The organism is uncultured Azonexus sp., assembly GCF_937982035.1.
In the GTDB taxonomy this organism is placed as follows: Bacteria; Pseudomonadota; Gammaproteobacteria; order Burkholderiales; family Rhodocyclaceae; genus Azonexus.
Genome location: NZ_CALJNI010000001.1, coordinates 192,001 through 217,768 on the forward strand (window position 1 = coordinate 192,001; position 25,768 = coordinate 217,768).

Annotated in this window: 24 protein-coding genes, 1 tRNA gene and 1 riboswitch; of the genes, 19 read left to right on the top strand and 6 right to left on the bottom strand. The window is 61.2% G+C overall.

Annotated elements, in window-relative coordinates; all coding sequences use genetic code 11:
• The first annotated feature begins 5 nt into the window (after nucleotides 1-5).
• Genes Q0799_RS00865 through Q0799_RS00875 form a run of 3 tightly spaced genes read left to right on the top strand, consistent with a single transcriptional unit; the run spans nucleotide 6 to nucleotide 2,772 of the window.
• On the top strand, nucleotides 6-1,145 hold the full coding sequence (locus Q0799_RS00865; RefSeq protein ID WP_298393204.1) for a hypothetical protein: 1,140 nt from the start codon (nucleotides 6-8) through the stop codon (nucleotides 1,143-1,145).
• 35 nt (nucleotides 1,146-1,180) lie between these two features.
• The gene (locus tag Q0799_RS00870; protein ID WP_298393207.1) at nucleotides 1,181-1,609 is read left to right on the top strand and encodes a very short patch repair endonuclease; all 429 of its coding nucleotides are present in this window, start codon (nucleotides 1,181-1,183) and stop codon (nucleotides 1,607-1,609) included.
• Nucleotides 1,606-2,772: a restriction endonuclease gene (locus Q0799_RS00875; RefSeq protein ID WP_298393209.1), complete on the top strand. Its 1,167-nt coding sequence runs from the start codon at nucleotides 1,606-1,608 to the stop codon at nucleotides 2,770-2,772. Before Q0799_RS00870 ends, Q0799_RS00875 begins: the two co-directional genes overlap by 4 nt.
• Here Q0799_RS00875 and Q0799_RS00880 read toward each other — a convergent pair whose 3' ends face one another.
• Together Q0799_RS00880 and Q0799_RS00885 are read right to left on the bottom strand one after the other, a co-directional pair.
• Nucleotides 2,773-3,753, bottom strand: coding sequence for a DNA cytosine methyltransferase (locus Q0799_RS00880; RefSeq protein ID WP_298393211.1), 981 nt, complete (start codon nucleotides 3,751-3,753; stop codon nucleotides 2,773-2,775).
• A 203-nt stretch (nucleotides 3,754-3,956) separates the two neighbouring features.
• Entirely contained in the window at nucleotides 3,957-4,211 is a 255-nt protein-coding gene (locus Q0799_RS00885; RefSeq protein WP_298393213.1) for a DUF3820 family protein, read from the bottom strand.
• Between the two features lie 294 nt (nucleotides 4,212-4,505).
• Here Q0799_RS00885 and Q0799_RS00890 point away from each other — a divergent pair.
• From Q0799_RS00890 to Q0799_RS00910, 5 genes are all read left to right on the top strand, one after another.
• A tRNA-OTHER gene (locus Q0799_RS00890) sits at nucleotides 4,506-4,579 on the top strand.
• A gap of 348 nt (nucleotides 4,580-4,927) precedes the next feature.
• Nucleotides 4,928-5,185 (top strand): YjhX family toxin, encoded by a 258-nt coding sequence (locus Q0799_RS00895; RefSeq protein ID WP_298393215.1) that lies wholly within the window; start codon nucleotides 4,928-4,930, stop codon nucleotides 5,183-5,185.
• A 63-nt stretch (nucleotides 5,186-5,248) separates the two neighbouring features.
• Nucleotides 5,249-5,752, top strand: coding sequence for a GNAT family N-acetyltransferase (locus tag Q0799_RS00900; protein ID WP_298393217.1), 504 nt, complete (start codon nucleotides 5,249-5,251; stop codon nucleotides 5,750-5,752).
• Between the two features lie 38 nt (nucleotides 5,753-5,790).
• A complete protein-coding gene (locus Q0799_RS00905) occupies nucleotides 5,791-6,051 on the top strand; it encodes a hypothetical protein (RefSeq protein ID WP_298393219.1) in 261 nt (86 codons plus the stop codon).
• A gap of 11 nt (nucleotides 6,052-6,062) precedes the next feature.
• Nucleotides 6,063-6,629 carry a hypothetical protein gene (locus tag Q0799_RS00910; RefSeq protein WP_298393222.1) on the top strand — a complete coding sequence of 189 codons (567 nt, stop codon included), beginning with the start codon at nucleotides 6,063-6,065 and terminating at the stop codon, nucleotides 6,627-6,629.
• Between the two features lie 4 nt (nucleotides 6,630-6,633).
• Here Q0799_RS00910 and Q0799_RS00915 read toward each other — a convergent pair whose 3' ends face one another.
• Entirely contained in the window at nucleotides 6,634-8,004 is a 1,371-nt protein-coding gene (locus tag Q0799_RS00915; protein WP_298393224.1) for a 3'-5' exonuclease family protein, read from the bottom strand.
• A 126-nt stretch (nucleotides 8,005-8,130) separates the two neighbouring features.
• A riboswitch (cobalamin riboswitch) is annotated at nucleotides 8,131-8,333 on the top strand.
• Nucleotides 8,334-8,488: 155 nt separating this feature from the next.
• Between Q0799_RS00915 and Q0799_RS00920 the strand changes: the two genes are divergently transcribed.
• The 9 genes from Q0799_RS00920 to msrA all read left to right on the top strand — a co-directional run bounded on the left by Q0799_RS00920 (nucleotide 8,489) and on the right by msrA (nucleotide 20,918).
• Nucleotides 8,489-11,254 (top strand): ribonucleoside-diphosphate reductase subunit alpha, encoded by a 2,766-nt coding sequence (locus Q0799_RS00920; protein WP_298393226.1) that lies wholly within the window; start codon nucleotides 8,489-8,491, stop codon nucleotides 11,252-11,254.
• Nucleotides 11,255-11,312: 58 nt separating this feature from the next.
• Nucleotides 11,313-12,926, top strand: coding sequence for an adenosylcobinamide amidohydrolase (locus Q0799_RS00925; protein WP_298393228.1), 1,614 nt, complete (start codon nucleotides 11,313-11,315; stop codon nucleotides 12,924-12,926).
• Nucleotides 12,927-12,952: 26 nt separating this feature from the next.
• Complete coding sequence (locus Q0799_RS00930; protein ID WP_298393229.1) at nucleotides 12,953-13,753, top strand: hypothetical protein; 801 nt, start codon at nucleotides 12,953-12,955, stop codon at nucleotides 13,751-13,753.
• A gap of 16 nt (nucleotides 13,754-13,769) precedes the next feature.
• Nucleotides 13,770-14,882: a ribonucleotide-diphosphate reductase subunit beta gene (locus Q0799_RS00935; RefSeq protein ID WP_298393231.1), complete on the top strand. Its 1,113-nt coding sequence runs from the start codon at nucleotides 13,770-13,772 to the stop codon at nucleotides 14,880-14,882.
• A 78-nt stretch (nucleotides 14,883-14,960) separates the two neighbouring features.
• Nucleotides 14,961-17,072 carry a TonB-dependent siderophore receptor gene (locus Q0799_RS00940; RefSeq protein WP_298393233.1) on the top strand — a complete coding sequence of 704 codons (2,112 nt, stop codon included), beginning with the start codon at nucleotides 14,961-14,963 and terminating at the stop codon, nucleotides 17,070-17,072.
• Between the two features lie 2 nt (nucleotides 17,073-17,074).
• A complete protein-coding gene (locus Q0799_RS00945) occupies nucleotides 17,075-18,211 on the top strand; it encodes a heparan-alpha-glucosaminide N-acetyltransferase domain-containing protein (RefSeq protein WP_298393235.1) in 1,137 nt (378 codons plus the stop codon).
• Between the two features lie 13 nt (nucleotides 18,212-18,224).
• Nucleotides 18,225-18,959 carry a DUF4198 domain-containing protein gene (locus Q0799_RS00950; protein ID WP_298393237.1) on the top strand — a complete coding sequence of 245 codons (735 nt, stop codon included), beginning with the start codon at nucleotides 18,225-18,227 and terminating at the stop codon, nucleotides 18,957-18,959.
• A gap of 166 nt (nucleotides 18,960-19,125) precedes the next feature.
• On the top strand, nucleotides 19,126-19,467 hold the full coding sequence (locus tag Q0799_RS00955) for a thiosulfate sulfurtransferase GlpE (RefSeq protein WP_298393239.1): 342 nt from the start codon (nucleotides 19,126-19,128) through the stop codon (nucleotides 19,465-19,467).
• A 155-nt stretch (nucleotides 19,468-19,622) separates the two neighbouring features.
• The gene (gene msrA, locus Q0799_RS00960) at nucleotides 19,623-20,918 is read left to right on the top strand and encodes a peptide-methionine (S)-S-oxide reductase MsrA (protein ID WP_298393241.1); all 1,296 of its coding nucleotides are present in this window, start codon (nucleotides 19,623-19,625) and stop codon (nucleotides 20,916-20,918) included.
• Nucleotides 20,919-20,923: 5 nt separating this feature from the next.
• On the opposite strand, the gene Q0799_RS00965 is transcribed toward msrA, so the two are convergent.
• Nucleotides 20,924-21,124 carry a hypothetical protein gene (locus Q0799_RS00965; protein WP_298393243.1) on the bottom strand — a complete coding sequence of 67 codons (201 nt, stop codon included), beginning with the start codon at nucleotides 21,122-21,124 and terminating at the stop codon, nucleotides 20,924-20,926.
• Between the two features lie 219 nt (nucleotides 21,125-21,343).
• Between Q0799_RS00965 and ahpF the strand changes: the two genes are divergently transcribed.
• Together ahpF and Q0799_RS00975 are read left to right on the top strand one after the other, a co-directional pair.
• Complete coding sequence (ahpF, locus tag Q0799_RS00970; RefSeq protein WP_298393245.1) at nucleotides 21,344-22,894, top strand: alkyl hydroperoxide reductase subunit F; 1,551 nt, start codon at nucleotides 21,344-21,346, stop codon at nucleotides 22,892-22,894.
• A 90-nt stretch (nucleotides 22,895-22,984) separates the two neighbouring features.
• Complete coding sequence (locus Q0799_RS00975) at nucleotides 22,985-23,458, top strand: hypothetical protein (protein ID WP_298393247.1); 474 nt, start codon at nucleotides 22,985-22,987, stop codon at nucleotides 23,456-23,458.
• A 51-nt stretch (nucleotides 23,459-23,509) separates the two neighbouring features.
• Here Q0799_RS00975 and Q0799_RS00980 read toward each other — a convergent pair whose 3' ends face one another.
• Nucleotides 23,510-24,130, bottom strand: coding sequence for a cytochrome b/b6 domain-containing protein (locus tag Q0799_RS00980; RefSeq protein ID WP_298393249.1), 621 nt, complete (start codon nucleotides 24,128-24,130; stop codon nucleotides 23,510-23,512).
• Entirely contained in the window at nucleotides 24,127-25,701 is a 1,575-nt protein-coding gene (locus Q0799_RS00985) for a tetrathionate reductase family octaheme c-type cytochrome (RefSeq protein WP_298393557.1), read from the bottom strand. Before Q0799_RS00985 ends, Q0799_RS00980 begins: the two co-directional genes overlap by 4 nt.
• Nucleotides 25,702-25,768 lie beyond the last annotated feature (67 nt).

Here is a 25,768-nt window from a genome sequence, read left to right on the forward strand (position 1 = left end):
GAAGCATGGAGTGGCGTGTTCTGGTCGTTGATGACAAAGCAGCAAGTGACGTAGCAGAGTTTATCGAAGGGAATAAAGCGGTTTCCTTGCCTGATTCAATCAGTTGCGTTTTGTGTGAAAAATTTTCTGAGGCGATAGAACGCCTGAAAAGAGAGAGGTTCGATCTAGTAATCCTTGATCTGAAGGACGATGATGCCCCCGAGGAAGAAACCCTTGCCGGCCAAAAGGTCTTTGAAGAGATAAAGCAATATCGATTCGTTCCAATCATATTTCACACTGGATTTGCCTACAAAGTCAGCGATCTGAATTCGCCTTATGTAAAGGTTGTAACGAGATCCGAGTGGCAGGATCTGAGATCAAAAATCAAAGAGATTCTAGACACGAAGCTCCCAAAGTTGATCAGACATATAGAAGAAGAACAAAGAAGATTCATGTGGGAGTCAGCTGAAAAAATATGGGCAGATGACTTAGATAAGGGTAATCCGGCTGATTTGGTTTATCTCTTGGCAAGAAGATTGGCAAACTCACTATCTGGTGATGTGGTTAGAAGTTTCTTTGGATCGGATGGGACAGCAGGCACTCCAAGGTCTGAGATGGTTCATGCTGTTGAACTGTATATTTTCCCTCCAATTGAACAGCATTATCTTTTTGGCGACATATTTCTGAAGAAAACAGCCGATAAATCTGAATATTTTGTTTCACTGACTCCTTCGTGTGACCACGCGCAGAAAAAAGCTGACTTTCTATTGTTTTCTCGCTGCTCTGAACTCAGAGACTCTGATGAATGGAAAAAAATTAACGTATGTTTTAAGGAAAATACAGTCCCATCCAATACCTCGGTGAAAGAGCTAAAGGAGTTGATGAAGGACAAAAATCCAGGATCTCGACTGCAAGACCGATACAAATACTTGCCCGGTACAAGTTTCTTGCCTGATTTGTTAGTGGATCTACAGGACTCGTTAACCCTCGACCGTGAAAAAGTAATTTCTGGTGAAGCCGGCTTGGAACGTATTGCTTCGCTGGACAGCCCTTTCGCTGAATATCTACAGGCAAAAATGATCAGATATTTCGGTAGAGTTGGGACTCCTACGCTTGATACAGACCTGACGTTTGAACGGTTCAAAAGCCACGCAATCAATACTTAGCAATAGTTTGCGTATAAAGAGGTTGCTCCAGCTTGATGGTTACCGGACTCCAAACTTCGGAGCAGCGTCGCCGGATGATGTCCGGCATCAAAGGACGCGACACAGTTCCTGAGTTGAGTCTTCGCCGCGAGGTATGGGCACTCGGTCTACGCTATAGGTTGCAATACCAGATCGGTCGAACGCGTCCTGACATGGTATTCGTCGGTGCAAAGCTGGTCGTGTTCGTGGATGGCTGCTTTTGGCATGGTTGCCCGCTGCATTCGACGATGCCGAAGAACAACCGCGAATTCTGGGAGCGGAAGCTTAGGCGTAACCGTGAGCGGGACACGGAGAACACACAGCAGCTGGAGGCAGAGGGCTGGCGGGTGCTGCGCATCTGGGAGCATGAAATCAGGGCATCAGCAGCGAACTGCGCGCGGCGGATAGCTGCGATGCTTGGCAAGATAAAGGAATCGACGGAATGACGTTTTTTAGCGGCGAGCAATTGGGGCAGGTTGACCTGATCGTAGATGCCGTCTATGCCGGCTACAAGACTGAACGTGGTGGTATAGCCGACCCATTGGTCCCATTGGTTGGCGTTAGCCGGCAAGGGGGATTCCGTTACCGCGGTACCAAAGAGCGTCCGACCCTGCTTGTACTGACCTCCAACTTGGCTGAACCGGAATGGCCGGATCAGTTGGATGAGACTACCGGGACATTCGTCTATTTCGGAGACAACAGGCATCCAGGGCGCCTGCTCCACGATACGCCTCGATTCGGCAATCAGCTGCTACGCCAGATTTTCGATTCTGTGCATCTTGGACAGCGTCACTTGGTTCCACCTATTCTGCTCTTCACCACCGAGGCCACTGGCCGAGCCTTCCGGTTCCGAGGGCTTGCCGTGCCAGGCAGTCCAGCTTTGGCAGCAACGGAGGATCTCGTGGCATTGTGGAAGACTACCGAGGGGCAGCGCTTCCAGAATTACAAGGCAGTGTTCACGATCCTTGACGAGGCTGTTATCTCTCGTGCCTGGGTTCATGCAATGGGGCGAGGCGAGGCACCGGGCATTGCTCCCGATGCGTGGAATACATGGATTGCGGTAGGTGCAATGCGACCTCTCATGGCACCACGTTCTCAATTGGTCCGCAGCAAGGCAGAGCAATTGCCGACCACACTCGAAGATCAGGCCCTGATTGAAGTAATCAGGCAACGCTACAAAGACAATCCATATGGGTTCGAAGCCTGCGCGGGAGCTCTTACTCGCCTACTGCTACCGGATGTGGCGCGGCTTGATCTGACCCGCCCATGGCGTGACGGAGGAAGGGATGGCATCGGCCGACTGCGAATCGGGCGTAGCCCTGCTGCGATTGAGGTTGATTTTGCGCTGGAGGCGAAGTGCTATGGGGCGAACAATGCAGTCGGGGTAAGGGAGGTGTCACGCCTGATCAGCCGCATTAAGCATCGTGAATTCGGTGTTCTGATGACTACCTCTTACGTGGATCGGCAGGCATATCAGGAAGTGACTGATGATGGTCACCCGGTGATTCTCACCACGGCGCAGGACATCGTCGGCCTGTTGCGCTCGGCCGGGCTGCGGACCCCAACGCAGGTCGATGCGTGGCTGGATGGAATCAATGCAAGCAATTGATCAGGCTGCTTCCAGTTTCTTTGCTTGGTGCAGCGAGATCCACTTGAAGATCGCGGTCATGACGTCCGAACACACGCCATTGCCGCAGAGCTTCACTTTGTCCCGCCGGTTCCCGTAGGGCAGCACATGCTCGGTCGAGCCCCCCATGGCAAGCAGCAACTCATCTGGCTGGAGCATTCGCAAGTAGGGAGTGTCTCCTTTCCATGTCACCAATCCGAAACGGTCGACCGTGGTTACCGTACGAAGCGGAACGTCTAGCGCTTGCCAGCCTCCAGCATAGTCTGAGCCGTAGTAGACGATCAGGAAGGGCACCCCCGCTCCAAGCTCGGCAATGGCACGCTCAGCTCGTTCCAATGTCGCCTTGGCACGCCCTGGCTTCCGTAGCGGGGTAGCCGGATAGCCTGCTTTCCAGTTGATGATGTCGTGAGCGGTTTTCCTCGGAGTACTCACCAGACCGAGCAGGTCTTCGCGCTTGACCGTGGTGCCTTGTCTGTCACACACAAGGAACATGCGCTTGCGGGCCTGGGCTGAACCGAAGTCGGCAGAGTTCAACAGCAGATCACTGACTGCATAGCCAAGCCCTTCAATGGTCTGGACCAGTTCATCGTGGCGATCCCATTTTTTCATCCGGTTCACGTTCTCGACGATGACCCAACGTGGTTCCATTGCCTTGACCCAGGGGACGATACCTATTGCTGTCTCGCGGCTTTTCTCTAAACCCGGTTTGGCACCGCGGGCGATCGAATGCGAAGTGCATTCCGGCGAAGTTAGTAGCACATCCGGTCTGTACTTGGAGCCGAGTTTCTTTGCGGATACATCCTCGATCTTCTTCGTGAGGATATCGGCCCGTGGGAAGTTGGCCTTGTAGGTCTGCGTGGCAAGATTCCATGCATCAAGCCCGAGTAGCGGAATGCCACCACCTCGCGATGCACCGCGCGCTCCGAAGCCCGCACCGCAGAAGAGATCAACAAAAGTTGGCATTCAATAGTTCCTATCTGGCTTAGCCTGAAATGAGGTTGGATCGTACCAAGTACAGGACCTCCTATAAACAGGTTCTGGTTCAGTCAAGTAACGTAATTGGGTCGCACCGTCTTAAGAACACACTTCCCAGGCAATCGAAGGACAGATCACCAGCGCATTGCTGCCCGAGTTCGGCCTGATCCGCAAAGGCCGCTCTGGCCGAACTACTGCCTATCGCACACCGTTGTTATATACGGGACGCTTGATTCCTGACACCTGAGCGGCGACAAGATGTCTTTAAGCCCGTTATGGTCAATCTCCTGCATCAAAGCAAGCAGGCGACCGATCTCCCCCTCTGGAAACCCCTCGCGGGCGAACCAGTTAAGGTAGTTGCCAGGGAGATCGGCAATGATTGTTCCCTTGTGTTTGCCGAAAGGCATGACGCGGGAAAGCAGTAGTTCAAGATCCTCAGGGTGCATTCAACTCACATCGCTTTGGTAGGGATACGTCTGGAGGCGCGTGGACGATGATGAGAATTTTTTGCATACATGACTTCAAAGTGTCGATATCGATTGGTTTTTGGATATGTGATCCAGGACCTGAGCAGATCGTGTCCCTGAGCATGAATATTTTATGCCTTAGAGGTGTGTGACAGGCTAAAATTGACACTTGCGATGCTGCAATTTTGCTGCAATGGGTGCAGCAAATAGCAGGATTCTGCGGTAAGGTGCGGTAATCTAACCTGCTGTTTATCAAAGGTAATGTCGCGTATCTCTTTGATAAATATAGGGGCTAAAACGGACTGTTAATCCGTAGGTCCCTGGTTCGAGCCCAGGTCGAGGAGCCAGGATTAAAGCAAAAAGCCCACTTTTCGGAGTGGGCTTTTTGTTGTTCGTGCTTGTTTCGAGGTTCCAGCGGCGGATGGCTGATTGAGACTGTCACAGGCCGCGCAACTGGCGGATTGGTGTCCCAAAGGCGATGTCGTGCCTGAGCTGGGTTACAATCATGTCATCCAGTCGAATCGAACAGGCTGGGTTTTTCGATTTTATAGACTTACTTGGTATGTTGGAGATTGTAGCGATCCGATAACTCCCCCGCTTGTCGGGCTGTGAGTTATCGCTATGCAACAAAGATGGTGACGACCCTCAGGGTTGCTTGCCTGTTTTGCATTTCTGATTGCTAAAGAGTTTCCAACATGAACATCTCAAAGCCTGAGCAGAGGACATTGCATGTTCTCGCCAAAGGCGGTCGCATTGTGCATACGCGCGATGCATCAGGCCGTATCTCATCCATCGATTGCTATACCCGCGAAGGTTATGTCCTGGCGGACTGCACGCTTCTCGTATTTCAGAGACTGCGAGGCAAACGCCTCATATGTTCCAAAGACGGGCAGCCCTACGTAATCAACAAGGCAGGGCTTCGCGCGGTCCGTGCCCAACTCGACAACCAATAACTCCCGATGGCGGTGACCACGCTGTGGTCACCGCGCCATATGGGACCCTATGGAGTGATGAAAATGACCCTCGTAATCAGAGACGAGCAGCCAGCCGATATTGAGGCAGTTTTTGACCTGACCCGACTGGCTTTTTTGAATGCCGCACACACCAACCACACCGAGCAGTTCATCGTGAACGCGCTCCGCCGGAGGGGTCACCTGGCGTTATCCCTGGTTGCCGACGCGGGCCTGCAAATCGGGCATGTCGCTTTCTCACCGGTAACTATTTCAAACGGTGATGCTGGCTGGTTCGGTGTTGGGCCTCTTTCCGTCCGCCCGGAGTATCAGCGCAGAGGCGTCGGCACGCGTCTGATGCAAGAGGGGATGGCAAGGTTGATGAACATGAATGCGCAGGGATGCGTGTTGGTTGGCGACCCTGCCTATTACTCACGTTTTGGCTTTTCCCGGTGTACCGGTTTGACTTTGCCTGGGGTGCCGCCCGAATACTTTTTAGGCAAAAGCTTCGGTAACGCAATGCCAAAAGGCGAGGTTACGTTTTCTCCGGCTTTTGGGGCGACGAGTTAAGATTGCGTCAATCAAAACCATGGTGGGGGGGGGCCGTGATGAACCTGAGCAATCAGACAATCGGCAAAGTCGTGCAATGGCTGGGCTGGTTCAGCGTGGCACATTCGTTATGGACTTACGGCGCTGCTTTGCTGGATGCCAACTCGGATGCCTCAATCCGCGCCTATGCCTGGCTGATTGCCATTGAAGGCATCTTTTTCCTAGGCGCAGGTCTGCTCGTTGTCTGGCTTGGACGCCGGATTGCCAGGCCGGCTCAAGTGCCCGAGCCGGTCCAGGCTGAAAATCGCGGCGCCGAGTAGGGACGGTTCTCATGGACGACGCCGATACCTTGACGATCAGGCCGAATTATCCTGGGCTGCTGATGGCCATTCTCCTGCTGGGGTTTGCTGCCGGCATTTCGCTCGTCATGCTGTTCGCACTGACGCGCAAGGATGTTTTTGGCCCGGCGCTCTTCGACTGGCTGCTGATTATCTTCCTGATCGTTTTCATCTTCCTGTTCATGCTCGGTTCCCTGTACGTACTCTGGAACCACATCGCGGTGCTGTTCAGCGGCTTGCGGCCGTCCTTGGTCGTGCGTATCGACCGGCAGGGCATCCATTACCCGCTAAGGTACGAAGGCTTGATTCCCTGGGCGCAGGTTCACGACATCCAGGTGCATCAGGGCTATAACGGCATGAGCCTGTGGTTCAAGATCGATCCGGCACTGCCGTTGCGGGGGTATTCGATGCTCGATCACATCTACAGCATCGGCAACGCGCAAGTGACCGGCTATGTGCGGCTGTTGTCGCACCAGTACAGTTTTTCTGCGCTGGAACTGATGCAGGAATTGCGCCGGCTGGCCCCGGCGCGGGTGCATATGGCTTATCCCTTGAGTTGAGATATCACAGCGCTTTCATCAGCGAAATCTGCTTGCTCAGTATCTTGTAGATATCGCGGTCGAAGGGCGGTCGCTTCAATTCCAGCAGCGCATGCAGTTCGTCGTCGCTGCGGGCGCTGCCCAGGTAGCGCCAGCCGTCAATCAGGTGCGCTTCGTCGCCTTCACGGATGATCGCCGGGCCGGGGAAGGGCCAGCTGGCGAGTTTCAGTGTCACCATCGCGCCCATCAGTCGCATGCTGTGCTTGGCCAACGGCTCCTTGCCGACACAGCCGCCTTTGCAGCGGCGCGTCTGGTGGCCGAAGCAGGGTTTGTTGCCGACCTGGCGGTCGAGTCCGCTGAGGATGTCGCATAGTTGGTGGGCGTCGACCAGTTTGCGCAGCGTCTGCGTGGCTTCGCGGGGGCTCTTGAACAGTCCGTAGCAGGCGTTGCCGATGCCGAAGTCGAGGTCGGCGGCGAGGCGCAGTTCGGGTTTCAGCCAGCCGTCGCCGGCATCGATCAGGGTCCAGGTGCACACCTCTTCGTTGCGCCGTAACTGTCGGTTCTGCGTCGGTTGGCGGGTTTTCACCAGCTCGGCTTCGCGCAGCAGGGCGCCAATTTCGCCTGCGGTTTCGATCCAGTCGATGCGCCGGGTTTGCTGCGCCAGCGTCATTTCACGAGCCGAACGATGGTCGGCGGAAAAATGCGACAGCACCCGGCTGCGGATGTTCTTGCCCTTGCCGATGTAGAGCGGCAGTTCGCCGTGTTCGCTGGCTTCGCCGTAGAACAGGTAAACGCCGGGTGTTTCCGGCAGTTCGTCGATGACGGCGGGGTCGAGATGCGGCGGCAGGCTGGGGTAGGTGTTGAGTTTCCTGAGCGCTGCGTCGATGTCCTCGCCGCTGCGTTCGGCGTGGATTCTTTGCCAGAACTGATGGATCAGCTGGGCATCGGCCAGCGCCCGATGGCGACCGTTGGCGATCAGGCCGTGGCGCTCGATCAGGCTGTCCAGGCTGTGGCGCTTGAATTCCGGGTAGAGCGCGCGCGACAGCTTGACCGTGCACAGCACCGGCGCGCGGAATTCGATGCCGCTGCGCTTGAATTCGTTTTTCAGGAAGCCATAGTCGAAGCGCGCGTTGTGGGCGATGAACAGCCGTCCCTTGAGCCGGCGCAGGACATCTTCGGCGACCTCTGCAAAGGGCGGGGCAGAGGCGACCATGGCGTTGCTGATGCCGGTCAGGCTCTCGATGAATGGCGAAATATGGGTGCCCGGATTGACCAGTTGCTGCCACTCACGCACGGTCCCGTCGGCATCGACCTCGACGATGCCGATTTCGGTGATGCGGTCGGAGGTGGCGGTGGCGCCGGTGGTTTCCAGGTCGACGAAGGCGAGGGCAGTCATGGGGGCGGATTTTCGCATGAGACGGCGCGCGATTCATCCGCTTTGTTTCTACTACCCCTAGTGTTGTTCTTGTGTTTTCGTGCCTTATTTAGTGCTCCCTGCTTGCGCTTCGTCCTGCCTTGTCATAAAGTGTGCGCCGTTGATGGTTCCCCGCAAGGGGATTAAAACGGGAATCCGGTGCCGGATCTGACGATCCGAATCCCGGGGCTGCCCCCGCAACTGTAACCGGCGAGCGTTTCGCCACCCCATGCCACTGGATGCGTCCGGGAAGGCGGGTGAAACGCGTTGAGCCGGGAGCCAGGAGACCTGCCGCAACGTGTCCTTTTCATTTTCCTTTGGGGCGGGGTGTCCCTGGTGAGAGGTTTTGCGTGAGCGTTTCGTCTCCTGTCGTCCGTGCTTGTCCGTTGTCGCCGTCCGTCGGCACAGCGCTGCGCGGTCGCGTCACGCGCCAGCCATGTTCCGCCCCCCGAACCGGAGCATTGCCGTGTCCTCGAACGTCCTCGCGCACATTTCCGACCTGTCCGCCCACAGTGCCGCCGCGCTGCAGGTGATCCGCCGTCATGGCGCGGTCGTCGAATTCCATCCCGAGAAGATTTCCGTCGCCCTGACCAAGGCTTTCCTGGCGGTCGAGGGGAGCCAGAGCGCGACCTCGTCGCGGGTGCGCGAACTGGTCGCGCGGCTCACCGAAACGGTCGTGCGTTCGCTGACCCGCCGCCTGCCGGACGGTGGCCGGGTGCATATCGAGGACATCCAGGACCAGGTCGAACTGGCGCTGATGCGCTCCGGCGAGCACGACGTCGCCCGCGCCTACGTGCTCTACCGCGAACGACGCGCCGCCGAGCGGGCCGCGCTGGCCGAAGTCCAGGGCGTGCCCGAACTGCATGTGACGGTCGATGGCGAGCGCCGGCCGCTCGATGTCGCCGGCTTGCTGAAAACCTGCGAAACGGCGTGTGCCGGGCTGGGCGAGGGCGTTTCGCCGCGGACCATCCTCGACCACGCGCTGAAGAACCTGTACGACGGCGTTGCGCTGGCCGACGTCAAGCAGGCGCTGGTGCTCGCTGCGCGCACGCTGATCGAGCGCGAACCCGGCTACGACTACGCCACCGCCCGCCTGCTGCTGGCCAGCCTGGTCGAGGAAGCGGCCGGGCCGGAAGCGGCGCAGAATGAGGCCGTCGAAGCGGCTTATTTCCCGGTCTTCGTCGAACGCGGCGTGATTGCCGAACTGCTCGACCCGCGCCTCAAGGATTACGACCTCGACCGCCTGGCCGCCGCACTCAAGCCCGAGCGCAACCAGTTGTTCGGCTACCTCGGCCTGCAGACGCTGTACGACCGCTATTTCCTGCACATCGACGGCCGCCGCATCGAAACGCCGCAGCTTTTCTTCATGCGCGTGGCGATGGGCCTGGCATTGAACGAAATCGACCGCGAAGCGCGCGCCATCGAGTTTTACGACCTGATTTCCAGCTTCGATTTCATGTGTTCGACGCCGACCCTGTTCAACAGCGGCACCCTGCATTCGCAGCTTTCTTCCTGCTACCTGACCACGGTGGCCGACGACCTCGACGGTATCTACCAGTCGATCAAGGAAAACGCGCTGTTGCAGAAATACGCCGGCGGGCTGGGCAACGACTGGACGCCGGTGCGCGCGCTGGGCAGCCGCATCAAGGGCACCAACGGCCAGAGCCAGGGCGTGATTCCCTTCCTCAAAGTAGTCAACGATACGGCAGTCGCCGTGAACCAGGGCGGCAAGCGCAAGGGCGCCGTCTGCGCCTACCTGGAAACCTGGCACCTGGACATCGAGGAATTCCTGGAACTGCGCAAGAACACCGGCGACGAGCGCCGCCGCACGCACGACATGAACACCGCCAACTGGATTCCCGACCTGTTCATGCAGCGTGTGATCGCCGGTGCTGACTGGACGCTGTTCTCGCCGGTCGATACGCCCGACCTGCACGAGAAATCCGGCCGCGCCTTCGTCGAGGCGTATGAAGCCTACGAAGCCAAGGCCGCCGCCGGCCAGTTGAAGCTGCACAAGAAAGTGCCGGCCGTGCAACTGTGGCGCAAGATGCTGACCATGCTGTTCGAGACCGGGCACCCGTGGATCACCTTCAAGGACGCCTGCAACCTGCGCTCGCCGCAGCAGCACGTCGGCGTCGTCCATTCGAGCAACCTGTGCACCGAGATCACGCTGAACACCTCGGGTTCGGAAACGGCGGTGTGCAACCTCGGCTCGGTCAATCTGCTGGCGCATCTCAAGGACGACCAGCTCGACCGGGAAAAGCTGGCGCGCACCGTGAGCACCGCCATGCGCATGCTCGACAACGTCGTCGACATCAACTTCTACGCGACGCCCAAGGCGCGCAACGCCAACCTGCGCCACCGCCCGGTCGGCATGGGCATCATGGGTTTTGCCGATTGCCTCTACCAACTCGGCATCGCCTACGCCTCGCCGGAAGCCGTCGAATTCGCCGACCGCAGCATGGAAGCCGTCTGCTACCAGGCCTATTGGGCATCGACCGAATTGGCGCAGGAGCGCGGCCGCTATTCCAGCTTCACCGGCAGCCTGTGGGATCGCGGCATCCTGCCGCACGAAAGCATCGCGCTGCTCGAAGCCGGGCGCGGCGAGGCGGTCGAACTCAACCGTGACAGCCGTCTCGACTGGGACGCGCTGAAACAACGCATCGCCCGTTACGGCATGCGCAACTCCAACTGCGTCGCCATCGCGCCGACCGCGACCATCTCCAACATCGTCGGCGTCTCCGCCAGCATCGAGCCGGCCTACCAGAACCTCTACGTCAAATCCAACCTGTCCGGCGAATTCACCGTGGTCAACGAAGCGCTGGTGCGCGACCTCAAGGCGCTCGACCTGTGGGACGAAGTCATGGTCGCCGACCTCAAGTACTTCGACGGCTCGCTCGCTCGCATCGACCGCGTGCCCGACGAGCTGAAAGCCCGCTACGCCACCGCCTTCGAGATCGACCCGGTGTGGCTGATCGAAGCCGCGGCGCGGCGCCAGAAATGGATCGACCAGGCGCAATCGCTCAACCTCTACCTGGCGCTGCCCTCCGGCAAGAAACTCGACGAAATATACAAACTGGCCTGGAAGCGCGGCCTGAAGACCACCTACTACCTGCGCACGCTGGGCGCCAGCCAGGCGGAAAAGGCCGGCGGTCGCGACGATGCCGTGGTGCAGGAGGAAGCGCCGAAGTTCTGTTCCATCGATGATCCGACTTGCGAGGCCTGCCAGTGACGGCGCCCCCCGCATGCCGGGTTAAGCTTCTGCCTTTTTTCGCTACCGGAACCCACTGATGAAACCGAGTCCATTCCGCCATTTCGTCCAACTGGTCTGCCTGCTGCTGGCGCTGCCGGCGTTCGCCGGCGCCCCGGTCCTGCCGCCCGAGGTCGTGGCCAGCGCCGAACTGGTGCAGGGCGAGCGCGACGGCTACTGGGAGAAGACGCTGGTCGTCCGCTTCCCGGAAGCTCGCCGGGTGCTGTCGACCAGCGACGGCATGGTCAATGCGCGGGCGGCGATCAACCACGCCGCGCACCCGCTGCTCTGGCGCAAACTGGGCGCTGACGCCAAGCCCTACACCGAACGGCAACGCCTGGCTGCGGCGGCGCGTCTGGGCGTCGCCGATGCCGCAGTGGCGCACATGGCGACTGCCGCCGACATGGACAACCTGGCGGTCGTCACGCGCAGCCACGGGCCGCTGACGGTGACCGTGTTGGCCACCGCTGGTGCGCGTACCAACGCGATCCGCACCGGCGTCGATAGCGGCACCCACATCGAGGGCCTGGACAAGGACGGCAAGCCGACGGGCACGATCAACATCCTGGTGCTGAGCAACATCGAACTCAGCGACGCGGCGCTGGCCCGGGCGTTGATCACCGTCACTGAAGGCAAGACGGCAGCGCTCGAAGACCTCAAGGTGGCCAGCACCTACACCCCGGCCGTGCAGGCGACCGGCACCGGTACCGACAGCATCATCGTCGTTTCCGGCACCGCCGCGCCGCGTGCCACCTACACCGGCGGCCACAGTCGCATCGGCGAGCTGATCGGCAAGGCGAGCTACGCGGCGGTGGTCGAGGCGCTGGGCAAGCAGAACGGCTATTTCCTGCCCGGCGCCAAACGTTTCCCCGATGCTGCCGGCGGCCCGGACAAGGCCGAAGGCGATCTGCGCATCGCCTTGCTCCACCTCGACCCGGTGCCCGGCGACATCGCCGGCAACCGCGCCCGCATCGAAGCCGCCATCGGTGAAGCGGCGCGCCATGGTGCCGACTGGGTGGTGACGCCGGAACTGGCCGAAACCGGCTACAACTTCGCCAAGCGCATCGGCACCGACTGGATTCATCCTTTCCCCGACGCCTGGGTACACACCCTGGCGGCAATTGCCCGCGACAACGGTATCGCCCTGTTCGTCGGTCTGGCCGAGCGCGAGCCGGGCAGCGGCAAGCTGTACAACAGCGTCGCGGCGATCGATCGCGCCGGCAGTATCCTCGGCACCTGGCGCAAGCAGCGCCCGGTCGGCCGTGCCGAAGCCTGGTCGCTGGCCGGCGGCGCCAGCCGGCCGCTGACGGTCGATGGCATCGCCGTCGGCAGCCTGGTCTGTGCCGATGCCTGGCGCCCCGACACCGCCGCGCAACTGGCCGGGCAGGGCGCGCAGATCCTGCTGTCGCCGGCCAACTGGCCGCCGGTCGAGGGCATGGGGCCGGGCGACGTCTGGGAGAAACGCACGGCCGAAACCGGCTTGCCGATGTTGATCGTCAATCGCGGCGGCAAGGAACCCGAACTCGATTTCTCCACCGGCGAGAGCGCCGTGTCGATGAACGGCGAACGCCTGTTCAGCTTCACCGCGCCGACCGGCGGCATCTTCTACGTGGACTGGGATCGCGGCCAGCGTTTCCGCGAAGTCCGTCCCTGAATCACTCATTTATTTGAACCAAGATCATGAAACTTTCCCATACCTTCATCCTGCCGTTGCTCCTGTGCGCCGGCCTCGCTCAGGCCGCCGACTGCCCACGCATCGTCAGCCAGTCGCCCTACATCACCCGCGCGCTCGAATGGCTGGGGCGCGGCCCCTGCATCGTCGGCGTCAGCCGTTACGATCCGCTGCCGGTCGATCACACCGGCGGAGTCATCGACCCTGACGCGGCCGCCATCGCCGATCTCGAGCCCGACGTCGTCATCTTTTCCCAATGGACGCCGGCAGAAACGGCAGCGCTGGTCACGCCACCGGGGGCGGTGTCGCTGCGCGTCGGCGGATTCAAGGGCATGGCCGGGGTCGAGCAGATGCTGCGCGAGGTCGGTCGGGCGACTGGGGTCGTCGACATCGAGCAACGCGTCGACCGCTTTGCCGCCGACTGGCGCGCCGCCGCTCAGGTCGATGCCCGTCAGCGCCGCGTGCTGATCCTCTCCGCCTGCAGCAATGCGCCGTATTCCTTCGGTCGCGGCACGACGCTGTTCGAGCTGTTTACCGCGGCCGGTTTCGAGGTCGTCGCCGACCACGACAATATCCGCAATTTCCGCCCGGGCCAGCCTGGTGGCGATGTTGGTGCCTGGATCAGCGAGCGTCGGCCGGACCTGCTGTTCGCCCTGCAGGACCGCCGCTCGGAAAGCTGTAACCCGGCCATCGCCGAGCCCGGCGTGCCCATCCTGCCGCTCAGCGGCGATTACTTCACCCACCCGGGGCCCGGATTCCTCAAAGGGCTCGAAGAACTGCGCGAGAGCATGCGCGCGCTGAACCAATAAGCTCAGGGAGATTGCCATGAATGCCGCCTACCGTTTCGATGACTGGGAAAGCCCAGCGCCGGCTGCCGCTGCTCCCGTCGCGCCGACTTCCGCGCCAGCCCCGTCGACAGCCGTTACGCAATCGCTGGCGCCGATCAACGCCGCCGACAAGCGCATCGTCAACGGCAAGGCCGACATCAACCAGTTGGCGCCGTTCAAGTATCCCTGGGCCTGGGAGTTCTTCCTCAAGGCCAACCGCAACCACTGGACGCCGTTGGAAATCAGCATGGCCCAGGACGTGCACGACTACCACCACAAGCTCAGCCCGGCCGAGCGCCACGTCTTCGAGAACGTACTGGCGTATCTGACCACCTCCGACATCCTGGCCATGCGCAACATCGGCCTGGCGGTGATGGAGAAGATGAGCGCGCCCGAACTGCAGATCTACCAGGCTCGCCAGGTCTATGAAGAAGCGCTGCACACCTGGACCTACCAGCACTGCATCGAGAGCATCGGGCTGGATCAGCAGGAAATCTACAACCGCTACCGCGTCGTGCCCGAAATCCACGGCAAGATCGCGCTCGCCAACCGCCGGCTGGAGCGCGTCATGCGCGCCGACTTCGACCTCACCGACCGCGCCAACCTGCACGAATTCGCGCTGTCCTACTTCTTCTTCGCGGTGATCTTCGAAGGCTGCTGGTTCTACAACGGCTTCACGCCGATCTTCGCGCTGCAACGGCGCGGCCTGATGAAGGGCGCCGCCGAGCAGCTGCAGTACATCATGCGCGACGAAGTCCTGCACTGCGCCTTCGGCATCCGCGTCGTGCGCGAACTGCTCAAGGAAGAAAACCTGACGCTCGATCCGGAAGCATTGCGCGAACTGTGGGCCGAGGCCGAGGCGGCCGAAACCGCCTACGCCGGCCACATCCTGCGCGATCCCATCCTCGGCTACAACGCCGAGCTGCATGTCCAGCAGTTCCGTTTCATCGCCAACCGCCGTGCCCGCCAGGTCGGCGTAGAGGAACCTTTCCCCGGTGCCGGGAACGTCCTGCCCTGGCTGGACGAGCAGGCCAACTTGCGCAAGGAAAAGAACTTCTTCGAGACGCGGGTCACCGAGTATCAGACGGGCGGGGCGCTGGCCTGGGATTGAACTGCTGCATCTTGTGAACGCTATGCAATCGCATTTGCGATGTTATAACATTGCATTTTTTTGCGTTCAGGGATCGCCATGCAAGTTCAATTCGTTTTCAAGCCTGCTGTCGCGGCGCTGTTGCTGATCGGTTTCGGCCCTGCCGGCTGGGCCCAGGAAGCCGAGCGTCAGCTCTCGGAAATCAGCGTCGTCGGTCGTAGCGAAGGCCAGGCTTACTATCTCGAAGAAAGCGGCGTGGCCCGCTCGGAAACGCCGCTGCGTGAACTGCCGCAGTCGGTGCGGGTGATTCCCCGGCAGTTGATCGACGACATCGGCGCCGTCCGTCTCGAGGAAGCCTACGACTACGTCAGCGGCGTCACCCGCCAGAACAGCTTCGGCGGTCTCTGGGACAACTTCGCGATCCGCGGCTTTGCCGGCAACGAGAACACCGGGCCGAATTTCCTGCGCAACGGTTTTGCCGGCAACCGCGGCTACAACGCCCCGCGCGACATGGCCAACGTCGAGCGCATCGAAGTGCTCAAGGGACCGTCGGCGGCGCTCTACGGCGCCAGCGAGCCGGGCGGCATCCTCAACGTCGTGACCAAGAAGCCGCAGTTCAAGGCTGGCAATTCGCTGGAAGTCTATGCCGGCAGCTACGACAGCTATCGCACTTCCTTCGATTCGACCGGCCCGCTTGCCGACAACCTGGCCTACCGTCTGAACGTCGCGGTCGAGGACAAGGGCAGCTTCCGCGACCACATCGACAGCGAGCGCTACCTGGTGGCGCCGTCCTTCACCTGGGTACTGTCGCCGAACACGCTGGTCAATTACGACCTCGAACTGCTGCGCCACAAGGCGCCGCTGGATCGCGGCGTGGTCGCGGTCGGCGGCCGCACCGGCAGCATCTCGCGCGAAACCTTCCTCGGCGAGCCGGGCGACGGCGACATCACCATCGACAACAAGACCCACCAGCTGACGCTGGAACACGAGTTCTCCAGCGACTGGAAGGCCAAGGCCGGGCTGGCCTACCGGACGACCGACCTGGCCGGCTATTCGACCGAAGTGCGGCCGAGCAATCCGCTGCTCTTCGTGCCGGCCGGGTCGCGCAACGTCAATCGCGAGCGCCGCTATCGTAACTACGATTCCGAGGACGTTTCCTTCCAGGGCGAAGTCCACGGCAAGTTCACCACCGGCAGCATCAAGCACGAACTGCTGACCGGCCTCGACAGCTACCGCTTCACGCTCGACTCGGTGATGATGCGCGTGCGCCCCGCCAACTACGCGATCAATATCGACGATCCGGTCTACGGCCAGCCGTTGCCGACGCCGACGGCCAATACCGACACCCTGGAAAAGCAGCGCGCCACCGGCGTCTTCCTGCAGGACCAGATTCACCTCGCCGAAGACTGGCGTCTGCTGCTCGGCGTCCGTCACGACCGTTTCCACCAGACCATCGACAATCGTCGCACCGGCCTGCGCAGCAAGCAGTCGGAAGGCAAGACGACGCCGCGCGTCGGCCTGACCTGGCTGCTCAGCCCGACTGTTTCGGTTTATGCGCTGGCCAGCGAGTCGTTCCGCCCGAATACCGGCAGCAGCTTCGCCGGTGCGGCCTTTGCACCGGAAGAGGGGCAGGCCACGGAAATCGGCATCAAGTACGAATCGGCCGACAAACGCTACGGCGGCACGCTTTCCGTCTTCGACATCGACAAGAAGAACGTCCTGACCAACGATCCGGTCAACGCCGGCTTCTCGCTGGCGGCGGGCGAGGCGCGCAGTCGCGGCCTGGAGATCGACGTTTCCGGCCAGCTGACCACGAAAGTCCGGGTCACCGCCAACTACGCCTACACCGACGCCGAGATCACCAGGGACAATAACGCGGCGCTGGTCGGCGCTCGCCTGCTCAACGTGCCCAAGCACAGCGGCAGCATCCTGGCGATGTACGAGGACGGTTTCAACGACGGTCGTTACGGATTTGGCGGCGGCGCCACCTACGTCGGCAAACGCGCCGGCAATGCGCTCGCGACCTTCGAACTGCCGGCCTACACGACGGCACGCCTGATGGCCTACTGGAAACCGAGCCAGAAACAGCGCTTCTCGCTTGACGTCGAAAACCTGTTCGACAAGACCTATTACGCCAGCGCCTACGACGTGTACTGGGTGACGCCGGGTACGCCGCGCACGCTCACGCTCGGCATGCAGATGCGGTTCTGATCTTGGCCCGCCTGCCTGCACAGCGCATCGACGCCATCGATACCCTGCGCGGTATCGTGATGGCCCTGATGCTCGTCGATCACGTCCGCGAGTTCTTCTACCTGCACCGGCAGGTCGGCGATCCGATGGACCTGGCCAGTGTTGATCCGGCGCTGTTCTTCACCCGCTTGGCCAGCCACTGGTGCGCGCCGATCTTCGTTTTTCTGACCGGGATCGGCGCCTGGTGCTACGGCCAGAAGTTCGCCGACCCGCGGCCGGCGATCAGCCGCTACCTGGTCAAGCGCGGCCTGTTCCTGATCGTTCTCGAGCTGACGCTGATCAACTTTGCGTGGACTTTTGCCTTCCCGCCGAAAATGCTCTACCTGCAGGTGATCTGGGCCATCGGCCTGAGCATGCTGGCGCTGGCGGCGCTGCTCTGGCTGCCGCGCGGCTGGCAGTTCGTCGTCGGCATCGTCATCGTCGCCGGCCATCACCTGCTCGATGCCGTTCATGTCGCGCCGGGCGAGGCCGGGCAGGTGCTCTGGGCGATCCTTCATGATCGAGCAGTGATCGATTTCCTCGGCGTGCCGGCACGGACCTCCTACCCGGTGCTGCCGTGGTTCGGGGTGATTCTGCTCGGCTATGCCGCCGGGCCGCTCTATGCGCGTACGGTGGCGTCGGCCTGGCGCGCGCGCTGGCTGATCGCCTCCGGCGGCGGTGCTTTGCTGCTGTTCCTGTCGCTGCGCTGGCTCAATGTCTACGGCGACCACCCGCGGCAAGCCGCCGAAGGCCTGCTCGGCCAGACGATGAGCTGGCTCAACCTGACCAAGTATCCGCCCTCGCTACTGTTCGTGCTGCTCACCGTCGGTAGCGGACTGTTGCTGCTCGCCGCCCTGGAACGCTGGCCGCGCTCGCGTTTCTGGTCTGATTTCGGGGGGGTGCCGATGTTCTTCTACGTTCTTCACCTTTACCTGCTGCACGGGCTCTACCTGCTTTGCCGTCACCTCTTCGGCGCCGGCCAGGACGGGCGCTATGCCTTCGACAACGTCGCTCAGATCTGGCTGATGGCAGTACTGGTCATGCTCGTCATCTATCTGCCGTGCCGCAGCTTTGCTATCTACAAACGTCGTCACCCCGGTGGCTGGCGTTCCTATTTCTGATCCGGGAGAAACCATGAAAACCATCCTGAATATTGCTGCCATCCTGATCGCTGCGCTCTCTCTGACGCCATCCGCACACGCCCACGGCATCTGGTTTGCCCAACGCGCCGGCGAACTGGCGCTGGTGTACGGCGACGGTGCCGAAGAGGGGCCGATCGTACCCAAGTTCGACCGGGTCGGCGGCGTGCAGGCGGTGGACGAGAACGGCCAGGCCATCGCGGTGAACCTGCTCAAGACCGACCACCTGCTGCTCGTCGATGCCGACGGCGACCCGGCGCTGCTCGGGGCGACGCTGGACAACGGTTATTTCAGTCAGCGCGCCGACGGCAAATGGAAGAACACGCCGAAGAGCCAGACGCCGGATGTGCGCAAGAGCGGTCGCTACTACAAGCACGCCATCCATCAGGTGCGCGATCTCGCGCAGGCGATCCAGCCGCTGGCCGGGCAAGCCCTGCAGATACTGCCGGTGAATCCGCGCCTGCCGACCCGGAAAGGCGAGACGATGACGCTGCGCGTGCTGCTCGACGGCAAGCCGCTGGCTGGCCTGAAGCTGGCACCGGATTTCGTCAACGATCCCGAGCAGCGCACGGCGCCTACCGACGCCAAGGGGATTGTCCGGATCAAGGTGGCGAACCAGGGGCTCAACGTCATCTACGCAACCCACGAAGTGCCGGCGACGACCGAGGATGCCGACATCGTGCAGCACGCAGCGAGCTTCTCCTTCCTGCTCAAGCCGCCAGCCCACTGAGCCCGAAGTCGTCAGCGGCTTGGGGCGCTCGCAGAATCGTCGCAAATCCTACAAAACCGCCGGCCGGGCGCGACACCGCGCGCCCGCCCCACGCACCGGCGGCCTTTGCCGCGCTGGCACCGCTCTTGCGTTGGTCCGGGCGTTACCAATCATCGTCCCGCCTGCCATGTCCTCGCCTGAAACCGCCGGCTTTCGCTGCCTGTCCGCTGCCGACGCCCTTGCGCTGATCCGCGACGAAACGGCCGTTGCCGTTTTTGACGTCCGCGATCTGCCCAGCTATCAACGCGCCCATCTCGACGGCGCCGCGCATCTTTCCGAAGATCGCCTGTTGCCCTGGTCGCGCCGTCTGCCCAAGGACGTGCCGGTGGTGATCTATTGCTATCACGGTAATGCCAGCAAGGCTTACGCGCAGATGTTCGTCGATTTTCGCCATACCCGTGTGTTCAGCGTCGATGGCGGTTATGAAGCGCTGGCCGCTGCCCGCGCGGTCCGGACAGCATTGGTGTAAGAACTTGCGCCCGTCGCCGACTAAAGGGGAACCACCGCGCATCGCGCCAGTCAACCACCGGGTAGCGGTTGCGGCGAGCGGCGGTGTTTCAACCGCGATCCCGCGCCGGCGAAAGGCAAGCAATGTCACCCCTCAAGAGATTACAAGGATTGATCTTGGCGATATCCAGCAGTGTATTGATCAACGGCTGTGGCGACGGTGAAGCAGCCGCCAAGGCCAGCCGGCCGGCCATGCCCGCGGTCACCGACAGCATCGTCCTCGGTATGGGCTGTTTCTGGGGCGCCGAAAAACGAATGGCCGCCATTCCCGGCGTGCTCGATGTTGAAAGCGGCTACGCCAACGGCGACATCGCGGGTACCTACGACGCGGTGCTGGCACACGAACGCATGCGTCAGTGGGGCAAAACCAGCCTGCGCAACCATGCCGAAGTGGTCAAGGTGACTTTCGATCCGGCCAAGGTCGATCTGGAAACGGTGCTGATCCAGTTCTGGGAAAGTCACAATCCGACGCAGGGCGACCGCCAGGGCAACGATGTCGGCAGCAACTACCGCAGCGCCGTCTATACGCACGACGCCAGCCAGCAAGCCGTCGCCCTGAAAACCCGCGACACCTACCAGACGGCGCTGACGGCGGCAGGGCTCGGCCGCATCACCACCGAGATCGCGCCACTGGAAAAATACTTCACCGCCGAGGAATACCACCAGGACTACCTGGTCAAGAATCCGGACGGTTATTGCGGGCTGGGCGGTACCGGGGTCAAGTATCCAGGTGCGTCTTCGGCGGCGCAGTCAGCCGGCAGCACGGTGCCGCCGCTCGATCCCGCCACGCTCAACCTGCAGCGCCAGTTGATCGTCTTTGAAAGCGCCGACTGCATCTATTGCCAGAAATTCAAGGCCGACGTCCTCGACCACTGGCAATCGCCTGTGGCCATCGCCCGCAGCCTGAGTCCGCAGGCGCCGGCCGGCTGGACGCTGGCCAAGGCCTTGTTCGCCACGCCGACCATCGTGCTCTTCGAACAGGGCAGCGAGGTTTCGCGTTACACCGGCTACAGCGGCGATACCGGGCGTTTCTGGCAATGGCTGGGCTTTCACCTGCTGACCCCGGCGCAACAGAAGATCGCCTTCGAGCAGGGCACCGAGTATCCCGGCACCGGTTCGCATCTCGACGAAAAGCGCCCCGGCACCTTCGTCGATCCCCTTTCTGGTGCGCCGCTGTTCCGTAGTGATGCGAAGTACGAGAGCGGCAGCGGCTGGCCCAGTTTCTTCAATCCGCTGCCGGGCGCGATCACGCTGCACGAAGACGACAGCCATGGCATGCGCCGGGTCGAAGTCCGCAGCGCCAGTTCCGGCATCCACCTCGGCCATGTTTTCGACGACGGCCCGCCGCCCACCGGCAAGCGCTATTGCATCAACGGCAATGTGCTGAAGTTCGTGCCGGACAAGGCCAGCTAAGGCATTCACGGTTGTTCGGTCTGGTAGGCAAGGCCACCGGTCAGGCAGGCATACGGTGCCGGCAGATCGCCCGGCAGACGCCAGCCGAACAACAATTCCTCGGCGTCATCGACGCTGGCACCGGTGCACAGTATCTGCTCGGACAGATGCGCGAACGCGGCCAAACGTAGCCAGAACAGCGTTTCCTCGGTCAGTCTGGGGTTCATGATCAACTCCCGTGCTGTGATATGAGGTTCGAAGCAGTTTCCGTTCCAACAGTTCCCGGTTCCGGACAGCATTTTCCTGCTTTGGCCCGTGGTGCTACCCAGCCTGAAATAGCCAGTAAATATCCAGTGGATTGTTTCAATCAATTGGATAAATAGGAGCAGCCTCCCTAATATGGCTCCTGACCGATTTGACAGACCAACTGATTCAGGGAGAACACCATGCTCGACAGCACCATCAAGGAACAACTCAAGGCTTACCTGCAGCGCCTGCAAGGCCCGATCGAACTGGTCGCCGCGCTGGGCGAGGACGACAAGTCGCAGGAAATGCGCGCGCTGCTCAACGACATCCTCGATTGCTCGCCGCAGGTCAGCCTGCGCGAAGAAGCGCACGCCCGCATTCCCTCGTTCGGCGTCACCGTGCCGGGACAGACGCCGCGCATCCGCTTTGCCGGCCTGCCGATGGGCCACGAATTCACCTCGCTGGTGCTGGCGCTGCTGCAGGTCAGCGGCTATCCGCCCAAGGTCGAGCAGGCGGTCATTGATCAGATCAAGAGCCTGAACGACCGGTTCGATTTTGAAACCTATATTTCCCTGTCCTGCCACAACTGCCCGGACGTCGTCCAGGCGATCAACCTGATGGCCGCGCTCAACCCGAACATCAGCAGCACGATGATCGACGGTGCGCTGTTCCAGGGCGAAGTCGAGGCCCGCCAGATCATGGCCGTGCCGACGACCTACCTGAACGGCGAGGAATTCGGCGCCGGGCGCATGCTGATCGAGGAAATCCTGGCCAAGGTCGACACCGGCGCCGCTGCCCGTGCCGCTGAAGAACTCGCGGCCAAAGCCGCGTTCGACGTGCTCGTCGTCGGTGGCGGGCCGGCTGGTGCTTCGGCTGCCATCTACGCCGCCCGTAAAGGCATCCGTACCGGCGTGCTGGCCGAGCGTTTCGGCGGTCAGGTGATGGACACGCTGGGCATCGAGAACTTCATTTCGGTCAAGGAGACCGAAGGGCCGAAGCTGGTCGCCGCGCTGGAACAGCACGTCAAGGCCTACGAGGTCGACGTGATGAACCTGCAGCGTGCCGCCAAGCTGATCCCGGCTGCCGAAGAAGGCGGTCTGGTCGAAATCCAACTGGAAAACGGCGCTTCGCTCAAGTCGAAATCGGTGATCCTGGCGACCGGCGCCCGCTGGCGCGAGATGAACGTGCCCGGCGAGAAGGAATACAAGGCCAAGGGCGTGTGCTTCTGCCCGCACTGCGACGGTCCGCTGTTCAAGGGCAAGCGCGTGGCGGTGATCGGCGGCGGCAACTCCGGCGTTGAGGCGGCGATCGACCTGGCCGGCATCGTCGGCCACGTGACCCTGCTCGAATTCGCCGACACGCTGCGCGCCGACGCGGTGCTGCAGAAGAAGCTGTTCAGCCTGCCCAACGTTACCGTGATCAAGTCGGCGCAGACCACTGAAGTCACCGGCGACGGCCAGAAGGTCAACGGGCTGGTCTACAAGGATCGCGTTTCCGGCGAGGAGCGCCATGTCGAACTCGAAGGCATCTTCGTCCAGATCGGACTGTTGCCGAACACCGACTGGCTGAAGGGCACGCTCGAACTGTCGAAGTTCGGCGAGATCGTCATCGACGCCAAGGGCCACACCTCGGTGCCCGGCGTCTTTGCCGCCGGCGACTGCACGACGGTGCCGTACAAGCAGATCATCATCGCCATGGGCGCCGGTGCAACGGCTTCGCTGAGTGCTTTCGATCACCTGATCCGCAGTTGATCGACGGCTCTTGCAACTGAACATCTTCCCCCGTCATCGTCTGCACGATGGCGGGGTTTCCGTTTTTTTCCGACTTGATGAGGATCATCGATGAAAAAGCTATCCCTGCTTCCCTTCGTTCTGGCCGTCTGCGCGCTGACGGCGCAGGCGCAGACCAACGTTCTGCGCACCGGCGATACCCTGCCGGCGCTCAAGCTCAACGACCAGCACGACAAGCCGGCAGTGATTCCGGCCGATCTGCGCCAAGTCATTTTCGCTGCCGACAATGGCGGCGCCGGTCTGGTCACTGCCTGGCTCGATGCCCAGCCGAAGGACTGGCTGGCGCAGAGCAAGCGCGTCTATCTGGCCGACATCCACAAGATGCCCGGCCTGATCACGCGCATGTTCGCCTTGCCGAAATTGCGCGAGAAGCCTTACCCGATCGTTCTCGGCCGTGAGGAAGCCGACCTGGCCATGCTGCCGCGCAAGAAGGATTGCGTGACCCTGTTGCCGGTTAACGCCGGCAAGATTGGGGAGGCTGCATTCGTTTGCGATGCGCCGGCCCTGCAGGCAGCGCTCAAATAAAAAAAGGGCGGGGAACTCCCCGCCCGAAACACGCAAGGTAAATCGTCTGGCCTAGTGCTTCTTGTGGTGCTCGTCGACCTCTTCCCAACCAGTGATCATCGCCTTGATGTGGGCGAAGACGGTGTGGCCGGTGGTGGTCAGGTAGACGTGGATAAAGAAGAAGGCGGTGATCATGAAGGCGCCCAGCGTATGGGCGACGGCGACCCATTCCAGGTTCAGGTACTGGGCGATGCCCAGTTCTTGCCAGTTACCGTAGAACAGGTAAAGCAGGCCGGAAACCCAGATCAGCGGCGAGATGAAGGCGAGTAGGGCGAGGTAGGCCAGGCGCTGCAGCGGGTTATGCTTCTGCACCACGGTCTTGCGGAAAGGATGCGGGGCATCCTTGAAAATACCGATCAGGTAGTAATTGACCATCGCCAGCACGTTCTTCAGCGACGGCAGGTACTGACGCCATTCGCCGGTGGTGAATTGCCAGAAGATGGTGAATGCCCACAGGGTCAGCAGCGTCCAGGCGGCCAGGGTGTGGAGCTGGACGGCTTGCTGGAAACCGAGCAGGCTGTAGCTGCCATGAACCTCGAACCCGGTGATCATCATGCCGATGATCAGCAGGGCCTGGGACCAGTGCCAGAAGCGCTCGTAGCGCTTGTAGATGTAGATGCGTTCGACGCTCATTGTTCATTCTCCTTGCGACGACGGGTGATGATGCGGACCAGGCCGTGGATCAGGCCGCCGCCGATGGCACCGACGATGGCCAGACCGCCGAGCAGGTCGACCCAGGGATTGCGGTCGCGACCGGGCAGGTAGATGTCGGTGATCTTGGCGAGCCGACCTTCGTCACTACGTGTGTGGCATTCGGCGCAGGGCACGGCTTTTTCCTTGGGCGCGACCATGTGAGTGGTGAACCAGTTCATCCGCGTCTCGATGAAATCGAACTTGCCGCTGTAGGGCAGCCCGGCGGTTTCCATGCCCGACTGGATCGCCTTGGCGTAGTCGTAGTTTTTCCAGAACGCCGTATCGTCGTCACCGTACACGTGGTTGACCACCAGCGTGTTGTTGACAGGGTCGTAGGCCTGCTTGCCGCGCATGACCTTGAACGGCCAGATACGGGCGTTTTCGTCGCTGGCCGAACCCTGGATGCGGTTCAGTTCGAGGACGCCGTCGGCGCCGATGTACTTGTCCAGCTTGTCGACGATCGAGACCTGTTCGACGGTGCCGTTGTACCACTTGTACTCGGGCCGGACATTCTCGCCGTATTCGAAGTCGCCCTTGGCAGCCGAGTACTTCAGGTGGCCGTGGTCGTCCTTGATGAACAGCGGCTTGCCGTCAGTTCCCATCTTGCCAGCGGTAGACCAGTCCCAGAGCATCTTGGTGGCGACGCCGCCCCGGGCGAATTCCGGGATGTGGCAGGTCTGGCAGGCGACCTTGTTGGCGTGGTTGTTGATCTTGGCCTGCTTGTGCGGCGCCTGGCTGTGACAGGATTCGCAGGTAGCACGGTTGTGGTCGTCCTTGGGCAGGTCGAAGCCGTGCTGGTCCTTGGGGTTGACCGCGTAACGGCTGCCCGATGGCTGGTGCGCGTTGAAGGTGTGGCAGTCGGAACAGACCATGTTGGCACCGTCCTTGGCCATATGCACGTCGAGTTCGCGCGACGGATTCTTCAACGAGGTGTCGAGGTCGCCATGCTTGACTGCATCACCGCCGCCGCCATTGAAATGGCAGTTGCCGCAGTTGCTGCGACCGGGCTTGCCGACATGTTGCGCGATCTTGGTCAGATCGGGTGCCTTGAACTGTTTCTTGCCCGGCGGTCCTTCCATCGGCTCGAATTCACGGTCCTCGTACAGCGGATGGCCGGCATCGGTGCTGAATTTGCGATAGCCGCCGGTGGTGTCGTGGCAGGCCAGGCAGTCGACATTTTCCTGTTGCGTGAAGTCGTAATTCTTGTCGGTCCAGCCGTAGCCGGCATGGCAACTGGTGCACCGTACTTCGTTGGAAAGCGGTGAGCCACAGAAATTGTTGGCCGCCCATTTCTTGCCGAGCGTCTTGCCGGTGGTCTTGCTGGTGGCTTCCCAGGTCCAGTGAATGCTCTTCATGACCTGATGAGAGGCCAGGTTATGGCAACTGAGGCAGGCCTTGTTGACTTCCGGGCCGGTCTTGAACGGGCCTTTGAGGGCTTCGAGCTGGCTGTGGTCGGTGGTCGATCCGGATGGTGTCTTGGCGGCTGCGGCCTGGGCTGGCGATACGGGGATGTCGGCGGCTTGCGCAAAGCGACAGCAAGATACCCGCGATCAAGGACACATGAGGCTTCATGTGGTC